The organism is Variovorax sp. ZS18.2.2 (assembly GCF_024701975.1).
GTDB lineage: Bacteria > Pseudomonadota > Gammaproteobacteria > Burkholderiales > Burkholderiaceae_C > Variovorax.
Genome location: NZ_JANLNM010000002.1, coordinates 631,153 through 645,997 on the forward strand (window position 1 = coordinate 631,153; position 14,845 = coordinate 645,997).

The window sequence follows — 14,845 nt, forward strand, 5'->3', positions numbered from 1 at the left end:
GGATGACCCGTTCGAAGGAGACAAGCCATGGAAATCAAGCTGCCGCCCGGCGTCCGCACCGAGCTTCTGCCCCACTACATCAACGGCGCCTGGGTGGAGGCCGACGCGGCGACCGCAGTGGCCATCATCGATCCCGCGACCGAGGACGCACTGGGGCGCGTCGGCATGGCCGATGCACAGACCGTCGAGCGCGCCGTCGATGCCGCGCGCCGGGCCTTCGACGGGGCGAAGACCCCCCCGGCCGCCGAGCGCGCGGCCTGGCTGCAGCGGGTGATTGCGGCCTACCAGCCCAGGCTGGCCGAATTCGCCGCCACGATCTCGCGCGAGATGGGTGCGCCCATCGGCCTGTGCGAAGCCGCGCAGGCACCCGTCGCATTGGGTCACCTGGCGCAGATGCTGTCGGTGCTCGAGACCTTTCCATTCGAGAAAACGGTTGGAAGCACCCGCGTATTGCGCGAGCCCGTGGGTGTGTGCGGCTTGATCACGCCTTGGAACTGGCCGATCCACCAGGTGATCTGCAAGGTTCTCCCGGCCCTCGCGGCCGGCTGCACCGTGGTCCTGAAGCCGAGCGAGTATTCGCCGATGTCCGCGAATCTGCTGGCCGAAGTGCTGCACGCGGCCGGCACGCCACCCGGTGTTTTCAACCTCGTCCACGGCGCGGCCCAGGTCGGGCAGTTGCTGGCCGAACATCCCGCCGTCGACATGGTGTCCTTCACGGGGTCGACGCCTGCCGGCATCGACGTCGCGCGACGTGCGGCCGCCACCGTGAAGCGGGTGCACCAGGAGTTGGGCGGGAAGTCCGCCTTCATCGTGTTGCCGGATTCGAACCTGGAACGCGCCGTCGAAAACTGCGTGCGTGCCTGCTACGTCAACTCAGGCCAGTCGTGCAACGCGCCCACGCGGCTGCTGGTGCCGGCGGCGGTTGCCGAGCGCGCGGCCGCCATTGCAGGACGCATCGCCAGCGGCATGGTCGTCGGCCACCCGGCCGATCCGGCCACGGAGATCGGGCCGCTGGTGAATGCCCGCCAGTTCCAGCGTGTGCAGGGCCTGATCCAGTCCGGCATCGACGAAGGCGCGAAGCTGGTCTGCGGCGGCGTCGGAAGGCCGGCAGAACGGTCCACGGGTTATTTCGTCCGGCCGACCGTGTTCGCCGACGTCACGGAAGCCATGAGGATTGCACGCGAGGAGATCTTCGGGCCGGTCCTGAGCATCATTGCCTACGGCTGCGAGGAGGATGCGGTGCGCATCGCCAATGCCACCGACACCGGGTTGGCCGGCTATGTGTGGAGCGACGACGTTGCGCATGCGCAGCGCATCGGTGTGCGGCTGCGCGTCGGCAATGTCCACATCAACGATGCCGGGCCCGACCTCGCCGCGCCTTTCGGTGGCTACAAGCGCTCGGGCAACGGCCGTGAGTTCGGCGAATTCGGCCTCGACGCCTTCCTCGAGCACAAGGCGATGCTCGGCATTGCCATCGAGACAGCCGCACCGCAGCGCGCGCCCGAGGCGGCCGAGACGCTCGCGCCGATGGAGGCGCGCGACACGCGGGCGCCGGCGCGGTCTCTGGAACGCTCTTCTTCGGCCGGACTGCGGCTCGCGCCGCGCATGCCCGCGCCGGCGCGCCTGTGCAACCTCGACCGACTGATCGCGCGCATGAAGCAGGCCGGACTCGACGGCATCGTCGCGATGTACGCGACCAACCAGTACTACCTGAGCAGCTACGGCCGCCACCACACGATTCCCGAGGAAATCGGCATGTTCCCGGTGGTGATCGCACGCCATGCGCCGGAGCATCCGATCCTCTTGATGCCGGACATCGACGTGATGCGGCTCTCGCTGCAGCCCACGTGGATCCAGGACGTCCGGCCCTACGCCACGGTGCTGCCGCTCGACGTGGCGCCGCGCGCACGCGAGCTCCGGCGCTTCGTTCCGCATCACCTGCTCGAGGGCAACGAGCTCAAGGGCGCCGTCGCGGGGCGCTATGCCGGGGGAATGGCAGAGGCGCTGACCGGCGCTCTGCGGGACCTCGGGCTGTCGGGCGGCAAGGTGGGCTTCGACAACCTGGGCGTGGGCATGGGCCTCGTGAGCGCACTGCCCTCGCTGCAGCCGCTGCCGGCCGAGAACCACTTGCGCTACGTCCGGCAGCAGAAGACCGGCGCCGAGCTCGACCTGCTGCGGCAAGCCACCCGCATCAATCAGACGGCGCAGTTGCGCGCGATCCGCCAGTGGGCGCCGGGCATGACCTTTCGCGAGCTGGTGTTCGCCTTCCAGGTCGAGGCGCTGGCGCTGGGCGGCAATCCGAACCTGCCCGACACGATGGCGTTGTCCAACACGCCCGGTGCGGACTGGGCGACCTACAGCGACCCGGAGCTGACCGACCACGAACTGGTGCGCGGCCAGCATGTGATCTTCGACTGCCACGGCAACTACAACGGCTACTGCTGGGACGGCGGCAAGACCTGGGTGATCGACGCCGATCCCTCACCCACGGCGCGCCGCAACTGGGCGGCGACGGTCGCCAGCCTGGCGGAAATCAACCGCGCGGCGCGGCCTGGTGCGCGCACCGGCGAGCTCGCCGAGATCGGCCACCGCATCTTCCGCAAGCACGGCCTCAACGACGACGGGGTGCTGATCTACTTCCACGGGCTCGGCCTGGACCACGTGGACATGGACCTCTCCGCACATCCGCGCGGCGACTGGCCGCTGGAACGCGACTCGATGCTGACGACCCATATCTACTGTCCCGGCGCCTCGGACGAGCGGGTCTTCATCGAGGACATCGTCCACGTGCGGGACAACGGCATCGAGCGCCTGTTCACGTGGGACGACGAGTTGCTCTAGGCCGGACCATCCTGCACGCGAGCGCGCCAGCGTGAAGGCGCCACGCCCTGCTGCGTCACGAACCAGCGCGAGAAGTTGTTCACCGAGCCGAAGCCGAGCAGGCCGCCGATGTCGGTCACGCTCAGGGCGCCGGCGCTCAGGTACTGCTTGGCGAGTTCCAGCCGCGTCTCGTGCAGCAGCTCGGTATAGCTCTTGCCGCTGCGTGCCAGATGGCGGTGCAGCGTGCGCCGGTCCATCGCCAGCGTCTGCGCAACCACGTCGGCCCGGCAGCGTCCGAGCGGGAGCAGCCGCAGCATGGTCTGCTTGACCCGGTCCGAACTCACGAAGCCCCGGTCCGGCAACGCGAGCGAGCCCATGTCGACGGTCGCATAGACCCGCAGGCCACTGTCGGCCGCCGGCAGCGGCAGGTCGAGGTCGGTGGCCGGCAGCACGAAGGCATTGCCTTCGGCGGAGAAATGCACCGGGCAGCCGAACACCAGGCGATGTGGCTGGTCGCTGCCGGCGCAGCGGTGCATGAACTGGATCGAGGTCGGCGACCAGGCGGCGCCGATGAGCTGGCGCATCGTCAGGTGCAGGACGCTCAGCGAGTACTCGGTGGACTGGCGCACCGTCGGCTCCCCTTCGGCAAGCACGGTCACGTGGATGACTGCCACGCCGCGCGCCTCGGCGATCTCGAGCGCCATGCAGGTGTTGTGCAGGTGCGTGTCGTGGGCGAAGCGCAGGAGGGCGTCGCGCAGCGTCGGCTCGTCGCGCGCCAGGGCACCCAGCGCACCGAGGTAGGAGAGGCTGCCGCCTTCCCGGCCCAGGCGCAGGCCGAAGTCCTGCAGGCCGGTCAGGTTGGCCGACAGCTCGAGCAGGCGATAGACCTTGAAGGCGGCGACGGTGAGATCGGGCGAGGCCAGGGTCGCCGGATCGATCTCGACGGCCTGCAGCATGGCCAGCGGATCGAGGCCCACGCGACGCGCGAAGTTCGCGTAGCGGACCAGAACGGCGCTTCGGACGACAGCTTGGTGCATGACCCAAAAGGATAAGAGGATGTCCCGAAATCATCAACCTTCAAGGCGCGACGGTCCACACTTGCCAACGCGACACCCGGCACGCTGCGAGGGTCGCAACGGTGGCAAATCAGCCAGGCCGGACAGATGGGCGAACTCGCATCGCAAGCGGGGGCGCCGATCGTCACGACGCCAAGAATTGGAGACAAACCAATGGACATCGAATCGTCTGTCGTGCGCAAGATCAACCGGCGCATCATCCCGTGGCTGATCGTCGGGGGCTTCCTTGCCTATCTGGACCGGGTCAACCTGTCCTTCGCGGCAATCAGCATGAACGAGCACCTCGGTTTCTCGCCCACCGTCTACGGCTGGGGCGCGGGCATCTTCTTCATCGGCTTCTTCATCTTCGAGGTGCCGAGCAACCTGGCCCTTGAACGCTTCGGCGGCAGGGTATGGCTGGCTCGCATCATGTTCACTTGGGGCCTGGTGTCCTGCGCGATGGCCTTTGTCTGGAGCAAGGAGAGCTTCTACGTGCTGCGCTTCCTGCTGGGAGCGGCCGAGGCCGGCTTCTTCCCCGGGCTTGTGCTGTACATGACGTGGTGGGTCCCGGCTGCCCATCGGGCGCGGCTGAGTTCCTATTTCATGGTCACGATTCCACTGGCCGGCCTGATCGGCGCGCCGATCTCCGGCTGGCTGCTGTCCATCGGCAGCGTGGCCGGGCTGCACAACTGGCAACTGCTCTTCATCCTCGAAGGCTTGCCGTCGGTGATCCTGGCCCTGGTTTTCCTGAAGGTCCTGCGCGACAAGCCGGCGGATGCGGAGTGGCTGGAGCCCGAGGAGAAGCGCTGGCTCGAAAGCAGCCTGAAGGCCGAGCGCGGCCTGAACGAAAAGCCGCGGATGGGCACGCTGGCCGCACTCACCAACCCCGACCTGCTGCTCTTCAGCGTGGCCTTCTTCGGCCTGGTCGCCTGCAACTACGGTGTTGCCTTCTGGCTGCCGCAGATCGTGAGGGAACTGGGTTTCGGCACCTTGGCCACCGGGCTGCTGGTGGCGATCCCGTTCGCGGTCGGCGCCGTCGCCATGGTCTGGAACGCGCGCCGCTCGGATGCGAAGCGCGAGCGCCGATGGCATTCGGCGATCCCTCCCTTGATCGCCGCTGCCGGGCTCGCCGGATCGACCCTCTTCACCGATCCGGTCGGCAAGATGCTGCTGCTGAGTCTTGCCGCCTTCGGCATCTTCGCGGTGCTGGCGCCGTTCTGGGCGCTGGTCTCGGAGCAGTTCCCGGCGAGTGCTGCGGCGGCGTCCATCGCCTTCATCAACGCGGTGGGCAATCTTGCCGGCTTCGCGGGCCCGTTCGCCATGGGCTACTTCAAGGAGACTTCGGGCAGCTTCACGGCGGGGTTGATCCTTGTTTCGCTGTTGGGCGTGGTCTCTTTCGTGATCATTCTTGCCGTGGGGCGGCCGAAGATATCTTCGAGCGCAGCCGCCACGACCCGCGTCAAACACGGTTAGATCCCTGGAGGATCCATTCCCATCCAGTCGGGGTTCCGGCCCATCGCGCGCTTCAGGCCTGGTCGTGGCAGAGCGTTCGCGCGAGCATCTCGTGCAGCACCAGCTTCGCGTCGGGCACACCACCCGCGACGCGCCAGGCCACATGGCCATCGGGCCGTACGAGCACGGCACCGTCGGCGCCGATGCCGTAGAGCGCGCAGAAGTCCACCGCTTCGGGCACCAGGTCGCCATCGGGTGCAACGCGCCAGGGCTTGATCGCCGGCAACGCGCCCGCAGCGTCCAGTGCGCCGACAGCCTCGACCCACGCCTGGCCTTGCGGGCCAGCCAGCAGCGTGAAGCCGCCATCGAACAGCATCACGCTGGAGACGCGGATGCGCTCCTGCGCGGTGCGCCCCCAGAAATGCGGCGCGCGCCATCCGGGCTTGGCATGCGGCACGTAGTCGATCACCGGGTTCTCCACTGCGGGCGCTGCGATGTTGTCGGACACGAAGGCGCCGCGGCCGGCGCTGCCGTCGTAGTGGATGCCCAGGTCCAGGCCGCTCCAGTTGCCGTATTGCCGCGAGCCTTCGACGATGCGACGGCGCTCCTCGGGTCCGCTGGATTCGCGCAGCGCACGCATCAGCTTTTCTGTGTGGCCGGCGTTCACCTCGGCGAATTCGCAGTTGCGCCGCGCCGCCTCGCGCCGCTCGGCATCGTAGGTGTCCAGCAGTGCAACCGGTGCCTTGCCGCCCAGCACGGCGGCCAGCTTCCAGGCCAGGTTGTGCGCGGACTGGATGCCGGTGTTCAGGCCCCAACCACCGTGCGGCAACGTGCAGTGCGCGGCGTCTCCGGCCAGCAGCAGGCGGCCCTGGCGAAAGCGCTCGGCCACCGATGCGGTCAGCGTGAAGGTGTAGTGCTTGTGCAGATCGATCTCGGGCGCTTCGCCTTCTGGCGCACCGATCATGGCCTGCAGGCGGCGCACCACGTCCGCGTCGCTCCAGGTGTGGGGCTGTTCCCGCGTGGGGTCGTACTGGATCTGTCCCGCCCAGGCCGTCTTGCCGTCCAGCGGATGGAACAGGCCAACGACGCCGGGCGCCAGCGTCCAGATCAGCGCGCCCTCGCGGCCCTTCGTGAAGCGGGACAGGTCCGCGTGGAAATGCGTGGCAACGAACGAGCGATAGGTGGCATGGTGCGCATGGCCGATGTCGGCCGCTTCGCGCAGGCGGCTCGCGCCGCCGTCGGCCGCGACCAGCCATTGCGCCCGCACCTCGCGCGTGCCGCCGCCTTCCGTCGCCACGGTCGCGACAACATCGCTGCCCTCGTCGCGGAACGCCGTGACTTCGTGGCGGAGGCGAATGTCGCAGCCCTGCGCGAGGGCTTTGCGGTACAGCATCGGGTCCAGCTTGTCCTGCGCCGCGATGCGGTATTCGCAGGGCGAAAACGCAGCAGACGAGCCCGGCGCCATGTTGCCCGGCATGATGCCGACCAGCTCGCCGGCCATGCGCTCGGTGTAGACGAAGGAGCGCGACCACAGCGCCGGCAGCGCGTCGGCCCGCAGCTCCTCGCCCAGGTCGAGCTGGGTCATGATTTCCACGCTGCGCACATTGATGCCGCGGGCCCGCGGCAGCACGTTGATGCGCTCGCGCTTTTCCAGCACGAGGCTGCGCACGCCTTGGCGCGCCAGCAGGATCGCCAGCACCATGCCCACCGGGCCGGCACCGGCGATGAGCACCGGGACTTCATCCGGAAGAGCTGTCTTTTCATTCATCGCGTTCATCTTTGTCTCCTTGTTATTCGTCGTCGTTGATCGACGCTCAGCGACCTTCAGTGAGGTTCAGTGAGGTTCAGTGAGGTTCATCGTCGCGTGTGCGCGGTCAGAAACTCAGCCAGCACGCCGGACCATTTCGCCGCGTCGCTGCCCGATGCGCAGTGCCCGTGGTCGCTGTCGATTTCGGCATAGCGCGCATCGACGCCGGCCGCCGCGAGCTGCGCCAGAAGCTCCGGAGCGCGCGAAGCCGGCACCAGTCGGTCGCTGCGTGACAGCACCAGCAGCAGCGGCGCGCGAATCTCGTGCAGCCGCTCGCGCACGTCGAAGGCGGCCATGGCCTTGTACAGGATCAGCAGGGAATTGGCGTCGAAGCCGCGAGCCCACTCGCTCGCAAGGCGCCGCAGTTCGCGCGCGCGTTGCTCCGGGGCCGGCCACTGGTCGGCCAGCACGGCGTCGGCGCCGAAGGCCATCAACCCGCCTGTGCGCTTGCGCACCAGGTAGTCGTAGAGATCGGCGCGGCCGTAGTAGTTGCCGCCGTGCCATTCAGGCAGGGCGGCCAGCTCGGCCTGCAGCGCAGCGACGTCCGCACCGGGCATGGCGGGCGTGGCGATCACGGGCACCAGCGCATCCATGAAATGCGGATGGTCCACGCCCCATTGATAGACCTGCGCGCCGCCGAAGGAATGGCCGACCACGGCCGCCAGATGCTTGACGCCCAGGTGGTCGAGCAAGGCCTTCTGCACCGCCACGATGTCGGCGATGCGGATCTCCGGAAAGGCCGAACCCCAGGGCCGGCCGGTCGCCGGGTTCGTGCTCGCGGCATTGGTCGAGCCGTACGACGAGCCCGGTGCGTTGGCGCAGACCACGAACCAGCGGTCGGTGTCGATGGCGCGGCCAGGGCCGATCAGGTCCGCCCACGATCCGTCCACCACATGGCAGTGGTCGGTGATCATGTCGTGCCCGCCGGTATAGCCGTGCGCCACCAGGATGGCGTTGCGTCCGTCGGCCGCGAGAGTGCCGCGCGTGAGGTAGGCGGTGCGCACCTCGGGCAGGAAGCCGCCTTGCTGTAGCCGCAGGTCGCGCAGGGTGAAGGTTCCCGCCGCGGCGGCGTCGGATTCGATGAGGGTGGTGGTGGCGGTGTCAGGCATGCGGCCAGCTTAGGACGCGGTCCGCATGGGCTCCATCGATGGCCGGCTTGTTACTTATCGATGAGGTGAATCCGTGCCCAGCGCGGTGGTCACCTGTTCCACCAGCCACTTGTGGGCCCGGCTCGATTCGTTGCGCACGTGCCAGTACACGCGGACTTCGAATTCGGGCACCGCAACGGGCAGCGGCAATGCCTTGACGCGGCCCTCGCGCACGTAGGTCTGCGCCACCCGGTCGGGCATCTGCACCAGCAGGTCGGTGTGGTCCAGCAGGTCCGGCAGATTCATGAAGTGCGGCACCCGGGCCACCACCTTGCGCGCCAGCTTGCGCTGGGCCAGCGCCTCGTCGATCAGCTGGTTGCCACGCGTGGGCGTCATCACCATGATGTGGCGCGCGGCCACGAACTTCTCGAGCGTGAGCTTCTCCCCGATCGTGGGGTGGTCGACCGACATCACGCACACATAGCGCTCATGGAACAGCGGCAGGCTGGAGGTGGTGGCCAGCAGCCCGGGCTGGTTGCCGATGACGGCGTCGATGCGGCCCAGCGCGAGGTCTTCGACGACCTGCTCGCCGATCTTCTCGATGTCGATCTCGACCTTTGGCGCGTGCGACTGGATCTGCCGCAGCAGCGCCGCGGTGAAGAACAGCGTGCCGACGTCCGACATGGCGATGCGAAAGCGCCGCGCCGACTGTGCGGGATTGAAGCGCTGGCGCGACTCCAGCGTGCTGTCGATGCCGGCCAGCGCCTGGCTGAAGCGCTGGTACAGCTGCTCGCCCATGCCGGTGGGCACGAGGCCTGTGGCCTTGCGGCGGAAGAGGGGGTCGCCGTAGACCTCGCGAAGCCGGGCCAGTGCGTGGCTCAGGGTCGGCTGGGTGAGGGCCAGGCGTTCCGCCGCGCGCGTGACGCTGCGCGCTTCATAGATGGTGACGAAGACACGGACGAGGTTGAGATCCAGGCGAGGTGCGGTCATCGATGCAGCCCATGTGTAACAGGCATTCTATCGATCCGGTGGATGTGGAGGCGGGTCTACGCTGGCCGGGCCGAGCGAGTCGGACCCCGACAACGACAGGAGACATTCATGAGAAATATCGTCACGCAAGCGCTGTGGGGCGTCATCGCCTGCACCGTGCTGTGTACCGCATCCGCCGCGCAGGCCCAGACACCGGCGCCGACATTTCCGACCAGGCCGGTGCACATCACCACGCCCTTCTCGGCCGGTGCCGTGCCCGAAGTGATGCTGCGCGCCGTGGCCGACCGGCTGCAGCGCAAGTGGGGCCAGCCGGTCATCATCGACAACCGCCCCGGTGGCCACGGCTTCATCGCCATCAGCGCCTTCAAGCGCGGCGCGCCGGACGGCCACGACCTGATCCAGCTCGACAGCCTGCACCTGACGGGCTACCAGCACATGTTCAGGAAGCTGCCCTACGACCCGGCGAAGGACTTCGAACCGCTCGCACCCCTCATGCGCACCAGCTTCTTCGTGCTCACCTCGAGCAATGGCAAGTACAAGTCGCTGGGCGACATCCTGGCCGCCGCCAGGGCAAAGCCGGGCCAGCTGAACTATGGCTCCTGGGGCGTGGGCAACCCTGTGCACCTGGGCACGGCCGTGCTCACCACGCTGACGAACACCGACATGCAGCATGTGGTCTACAAGGACGCCAACGTGCTCTATACCGACGTCAGCACGGGCCAGGTCGACTTCGCGCTCGGCACGCTGGCGGCGGTGCGGGCCTTCTCGGGCCGGCTGGTGCCGCTCGCGGTGGCCGCATCTCAACGCCATGCGGATGCGCCCAGCGTGCCCACCGTGGCCGAAGCCGGCGGGCCCGCCGGGTATGAAGCCTCGGGCTGGTTGCTGCTGGCTGCGCCCAAGGGCGTGTCGCCGGCGGTGGCGGCGCAGATCCGGCGAGACGTGCAGGAGGCGCTGGCGCATCCGGACGTGACGGCGATCTTCGCTTCGGCGGGGTACGAGCCGTTCACGCTCACGCCGGCAGCGCTGCGCGCCTACATGGCGGCCGAGACGGCGCGCTATGCAGAGCTGATCGGCAAGACGAAGATCGAGATGGATTGACCGTAGCCCCTTTGGAGAAGAACCTTGAAAGTCTCATCCTTGCCACGTCGCGCCGCCATGAGAAACGAGGCGCGCGCATCGGTCAACATCCAGCAGCTGCGTTGCTTCGAGGCCATCTTCAGGCTGCGCAACCTGACACGCGCGGCGCTCGAACTGGAGCTCACCCAGCCCGCGCTGTCGAAGTCGCTGGCCCTGCTGCGCGACGAGTATCAAGACCCGCTTTTCGTGCGCACGCCCAAGGGCATGGCGCCGACGCCCAAGGCACATGCCATGGCGGAACTGGTGCGCGCGGCGCTGCACATTGTGGACGTCGATCTGCGCACCGGCACCCGCTTCCTGCCCGAGGGCGCCAGCCGGAGTTTCACGCTGTGCTGCTCCGACCTCGGCGCGCTGCACTTCTTGCCCAGGCTGCTGGCACACGTGCGCGTCCATGCACCCGGGGTGCGGTTGCGATTCGTGCAACCGGTACAGCAGGACATGGCGCTCGGCCTGGCGAGCGGAGAGATCGACCTGGTGCTGGGCGCATACCCCGACCTGGGCGCGGGCATCTATCAGCAGCGGCTCTTCACGGACAGCCATGCGTGTCTTTTCAGTGCGGGGCATCCGCGCATCGGGCATGCGCTGTCGCTGGCGCAGTTTCTCGCTGAAAGTCATCTGATCGCGACGATGCCGGGCTCCGGCCATCACTACAACATCGTGGGCCGCTGCATCGGCGATGCCTGCGGCACCGAGCGCGTCGCGGCCCAGGTGCCGACACTGCTGGCCTCGCCGTTCATCCTCGAAGGCAGCGACATGGTGCTCACGCTGCCCACGGTGAGTGCGCGGCGTCTTGCGCAGGCCAACCAGGGCCTGCGCATGCTGCCTTGTCCGCTTGCGCTGCCGCCGCTGGAGGTCCGGCAACACTGGCACGAGCGGGTGCATCACGACGCCGCCAATGCGTGGATACGCCAGATGGTGTTCGATCTCTTCGCGGACGCAGGCAGCGCCATGACGCGATCGACCGCGCGCACAGAGCGCACCGTGCTCCCGCTCAAGCGCAACGCGCAGGCCATGGTCGAAGGCGCCGGTCACCTCAGGGCCGCACGAGAGGCGTGAGCGCCTCTTCCAGCTCTTCGCCCGCGCGCAGGTAGCGCGCCAACCCGGCTTCGCGGTCCACCGGCACCACCTGCGCGAGGGTCGTGCCGCCTGCAGGCTGCAACTCTGGCGGGAACATCGCGAGCTTCTGCGCCTTCGCCAGTTTCTCGCCGCGGTCCAGGCTCAGGTCGCGCTGGTTCGTTCCGCTGACCGGATGGATGGCGATGCCGCCCACGACCTCGAGGTCGAACCACCATTTCTTGATCGGGTTGCGTGCGCCGTTGCCCACATGGTCGTCGAGTTCGGCGATGCTCGTCGCGAGTTCGGGGTGCTCGATCGACAGCCACGTCATGCGCTCGGCCTCGACGGTGTCTTCGCGGTTCCATGGACACATCTTCATGCAGCGCCCGCACGCCGAGCCCTTCTGCTGCGTGACCCTGTACTTCGTGCATTTCTCGACATCGGCCTTCCATATCTCGTAGCCGTTGAACAGCACCTTGGGGCCGTAGGGAATCGCGTTGCACGGGCATTCGCGTGCGCACTTCCTGCACCCCGCACAGAAGTTCTGCAGCCCGAAATCGATGGGCAGGTCGATGGCCATGGGAAGGTCGGTCGTGAAGACGACCGACTTCGAGCGCGGGCCGATGAAGGGGTTGAGGATGGTCTCGCCGATCCGGCTGACCTCGCCCAGCCCCGACATCAGGATGACGGGGTTGTGGATCACTTCCGAATGAGCATTCGAATGGCTGCGCGCCGAATAGCCCAGGCGGCGGCAGTGCGCCGCCATCACGCCGGCGATCTCGGCGCCGCGCATGTAGGCACGCATCGACTGCGAGGCCGAGATCCAGTCGTCGCCCGATGCACCTTCCATCGTCTCGTAGCCCTGGTCCAGGAGCATGCACACGGCATAGCGGTGATAGGCCTCGATGGGCTTGCCTTCGACCTCGTCGTGCGAGTAGTACATCCAGGGCTCCGCCTCGCAGATGCCAACGAAGTCGGCGCCCAGGAAATAGCCCAGAGCCTTGATCGCGTCCGCCGCGCGCTGCAGGTTCGAAAGGTCGCCGCCGATGCCGGTGGGCGCGAGCGGCTCGCGCGTGCCCTGCAGGGGAACCATGTGGCGAATCAGCGGGGCCATGCCGAGGGCGTAGGGATGCTTCATCGCGAAGCGATCCTTCTCCTCCTGGGCCTTGGCGCCCATGTCGCCGGCTTCCGCCCGCTTGAAAAAATCACCGCGCTTGGGCACGCGCTGGATGCGTTCGCGCAGCACCAGGGTCGTGGGCTCTGCGACGCGTTTTATTTTTTCCATTGGATAGCGACCCAGATGAAGAGGACGCTTGTCCTGCTCGTCGCTCCACCACTCGGGCAGCGTGCCATCCAGTCCCATCCGGACCGCGGCATTGCCCACTGTGCGAGGGTATGTTGGATCCAGCGCTAGATCGGTCGCCATTGCATAGCTGGTGGTGACAACGCCGATGCGAAAGCCGCGCTTCAGATACGGCACTTCGAGCGCGCCGTCGCGCACGAGCGCGAGGCCGGCCTTGATGGCCAGCCGCTCCAGGTGCACGGCCGAAGCCTCGGGCGCATGGCCCATGGCATCGAACCCAAGCCCTCGCACATAGCCGGCGAGCACCACGGCGACTTCGGTGGCGCGCATGTCGGTGCGGCTCGCGTTGCAGCCACGAATCCATGATTCGCCCGGATCGCCTAGCCGCGGCTCGCGGCCGAACTCCACCAGGAACACCAGCGCGTGGGTGTGGTCGGGCACGGGGTCGCCGCACCAGTCATCCGCATCGAGCGCGCAGATGCCGGCCATGCAGGCATCGAGGAAATAGGACGAAGCCTTCAGGTTCTGTGCGCGCGCCTCCTTGTCGTCGGGAATGGGCGCGAGCGCGGGTGCGACACGGCCGCGCAGGTGTTCGCGAAACAGGGCGGTGTATTCGCGGGTGGCGTGGGCAACGCCGTCCACCTCGGGCCCGGTGGCATCGCAAGGCATCTTTCCGGTGTCGCCGAGAACCGGCCTGTCTTCTTCACGCAGGCGAGGCAGGTGCTCCAGCGCATAGGCGCTCAGGTGATAGGGGCGGTTGCGGTGGCTGTGCATGCGCATGCTGGCGGCTCCTGAACTCTCGTTCGATGTGAGGCAAATTTTTCGGCGTGCACCGGTTCCACGCAATCGCTTGCACGGCATGCCGCCAATGAATCCGTTTCATGGACTGCATGCCGTGCAAGAGATTGCGGCGACCGGGACCGCATTGAAGAATTGCCGCGGGCAATGCCAGAGGCGACGGAATGCTGAATCCGTCGCCCGACCCAAAAAATCAATCAGCCGATGGAGACAACGATGAAAACGAAAGCGAGCCTGATCGGCGCCGCATTGATGGCGATCGAGGGCGGTGCTCATGCGCAGTCCAGCGTGGCAGTGTTCGGCCAGGTCGACACGTTTGTGGGCCGCGTCGCCAATCTCGCGGGCGCCAATGCACTGGAGAAGCCGACATCGGGCTTGACCGGTGGCGGCATGACCACCAGCAACTTCGGTTTTCGCGGACGCGAAGACCTGGGCGACGGGCTCTATGCGGCGTTCGAGCTTTCGTCATTCGTTCGCACGGATACGGGGGCACTGGGCCGCAGCGATGCAATAGGCCCGCCGGTCAACGTGACGGCCGACCCGTACTTCAGCCGTTCTTCGTGGGTGGGCGTGGGCCATGCACGCTACGGCTCGCTCAGGCTTGGCAACCTGACCACCTTCATGCGCATCAACGCGCTGACGACCAATGCGTTCGGCGCGTCGACCACCTTCTCGCCGATCAACCTGGTCACCTTCGTCGGAGGGCCGCTGTCGGGTGGAACGACGTGGACCAACCAGGTCGTGTACGACAGCCCCGTGCTCGGCGGCTTCTCGTTCAGCGTGGCCGCCGCCGCGGCGGAAGGGCAGGGCAAGCGCAACGTGGGTGCGCAGCTGTCGTACAGGCGGGACGACCTCAGCCTTGGCTTCGCCTGGCAGGACGTGAAGAAGACGCCGCTCACTTTTGCAGATGGCACATCCCGCGCGCAGACCCGGTCGTGGCTCCTGTCCGGCGCCTACGATTTCAAATGGGCCAAGCTCTTCGCCAATCTGGGCGCCATCCACGACGGCGGAACCCCGGCGGCGCCCGCAGACCAGGACCACAGGCTATGGAGCCTGAGCAGCGCGATCCCCGTGGGCGTGGGCCAGGTGCTGATCGGATTCGCATCACGGCGAACCAACGATCTCGTCGCACCGGTTCCTGCCAGTTCCCCGGGCGGCAACATCAGCCGCCGCGTGGCCAGCGTCGGCTACGACCACTTCCTGTCGAAACGCACCGACGTCTACGTCATGGTGATGAACGACCGGACCGCGACCCGGACGCTTCCTGCGCCGCCGCGGCGGGTCGAGGCCAGCGCCACGAGCTTCGGCGTGGGCATCCGGCATTCGTTCTGACAAGAAA

10 protein-coding genes are annotated in these 14,845 nt (G+C 67.5%); 5 read left to right on the forward strand and 5 right to left on the reverse strand.

Annotation, left to right across the window (positions count from 1 at the left end; translation table 11 throughout):
• The first annotated feature begins 27 nt into the window (after window positions 1-27).
• A complete protein-coding gene (locus NU688_RS33965; RefSeq protein ID WP_308340304.1) occupies window positions 28-2,841 on the forward strand; it encodes an aldehyde dehydrogenase family protein in 2,814 nt (937 codons plus the stop codon).
• On the opposite strand, the gene NU688_RS13425 is transcribed toward NU688_RS33965, so the two are convergent.
• Window positions 2,838-3,857, reverse strand: coding sequence for an AraC family transcriptional regulator (locus tag NU688_RS13425; RefSeq protein WP_257861120.1), 1,020 nt, complete (start codon window positions 3,855-3,857; stop codon window positions 2,838-2,840). The two genes, NU688_RS33965 and NU688_RS13425, sit on opposite strands and share 4 nt — an antisense overlap.
• 192 nt (window positions 3,858-4,049) lie before the next feature.
• On the opposite strand from NU688_RS13425, the gene NU688_RS13430 reads away from it, so the two are divergent.
• Complete coding sequence (locus NU688_RS13430) at window positions 4,050-5,348, forward strand: MFS transporter (protein ID WP_257861121.1); 1,299 nt, start codon at window positions 4,050-4,052, stop codon at window positions 5,346-5,348.
• Between the two features lie 52 nt (window positions 5,349-5,400).
• Here NU688_RS13430 and NU688_RS13435 read toward each other — a convergent pair whose 3' ends face one another.
• The 3 genes from NU688_RS13435 to NU688_RS13445 all read right to left on the reverse strand — a co-directional run bounded on the left by NU688_RS13435 (window position 5,401) and on the right by NU688_RS13445 (window position 9,212).
• Window positions 5,401-7,104, reverse strand: coding sequence for an FAD-dependent monooxygenase (locus NU688_RS13435; protein WP_257861122.1), 1,704 nt, complete (start codon window positions 7,102-7,104; stop codon window positions 5,401-5,403).
• 77 nt (window positions 7,105-7,181) lie between these two features.
• Window positions 7,182-8,243, reverse strand: a complete 1,062-nt coding sequence (locus tag NU688_RS13440; RefSeq protein ID WP_257861123.1) for an alpha/beta fold hydrolase — start codon at window positions 8,241-8,243, stop codon at window positions 7,182-7,184.
• 54 nt (window positions 8,244-8,297) lie between these two features.
• Entirely contained in the window at window positions 8,298-9,212 is a 915-nt protein-coding gene (locus tag NU688_RS13445) for a LysR family transcriptional regulator (RefSeq protein WP_257861124.1), read from the reverse strand.
• A 108-nt stretch (window positions 9,213-9,320) separates the two neighbouring features.
• On the opposite strand from NU688_RS13445, the gene NU688_RS13450 reads away from it, so the two are divergent.
• Complete coding sequence (locus NU688_RS13450; protein ID WP_257861125.1) at window positions 9,321-10,310, forward strand: tripartite tricarboxylate transporter substrate binding protein; 990 nt, start codon at window positions 9,321-9,323, stop codon at window positions 10,308-10,310.
• 24 nt (window positions 10,311-10,334) lie between these two features.
• Entirely contained in the window at window positions 10,335-11,405 is a 1,071-nt protein-coding gene (locus tag NU688_RS13455) for a LysR family transcriptional regulator (RefSeq protein WP_257861126.1), read from the forward strand.
• Here the strand turns inward: NU688_RS13455 and NU688_RS13460 are convergent.
• Window positions 11,383-13,488 carry a 4Fe-4S dicluster domain-containing protein gene (locus NU688_RS13460; RefSeq protein ID WP_257861127.1) on the reverse strand — a complete coding sequence of 702 codons (2,106 nt, stop codon included), beginning with the start codon at window positions 13,486-13,488 and terminating at the stop codon, window positions 11,383-11,385. The genes NU688_RS13455 and NU688_RS13460 overlap by 23 nt on opposite strands.
• Window positions 13,489-13,722: 234 nt before the next feature.
• Between NU688_RS13460 and NU688_RS13465 the strand changes: the two genes are divergently transcribed.
• Window positions 13,723-14,838: a porin gene (locus NU688_RS13465; protein ID WP_257861129.1), complete on the forward strand. Its 1,116-nt coding sequence runs from the start codon at window positions 13,723-13,725 to the stop codon at window positions 14,836-14,838.
• The last annotated feature ends 7 nt before the right edge of the window (window positions 14,839-14,845 follow it).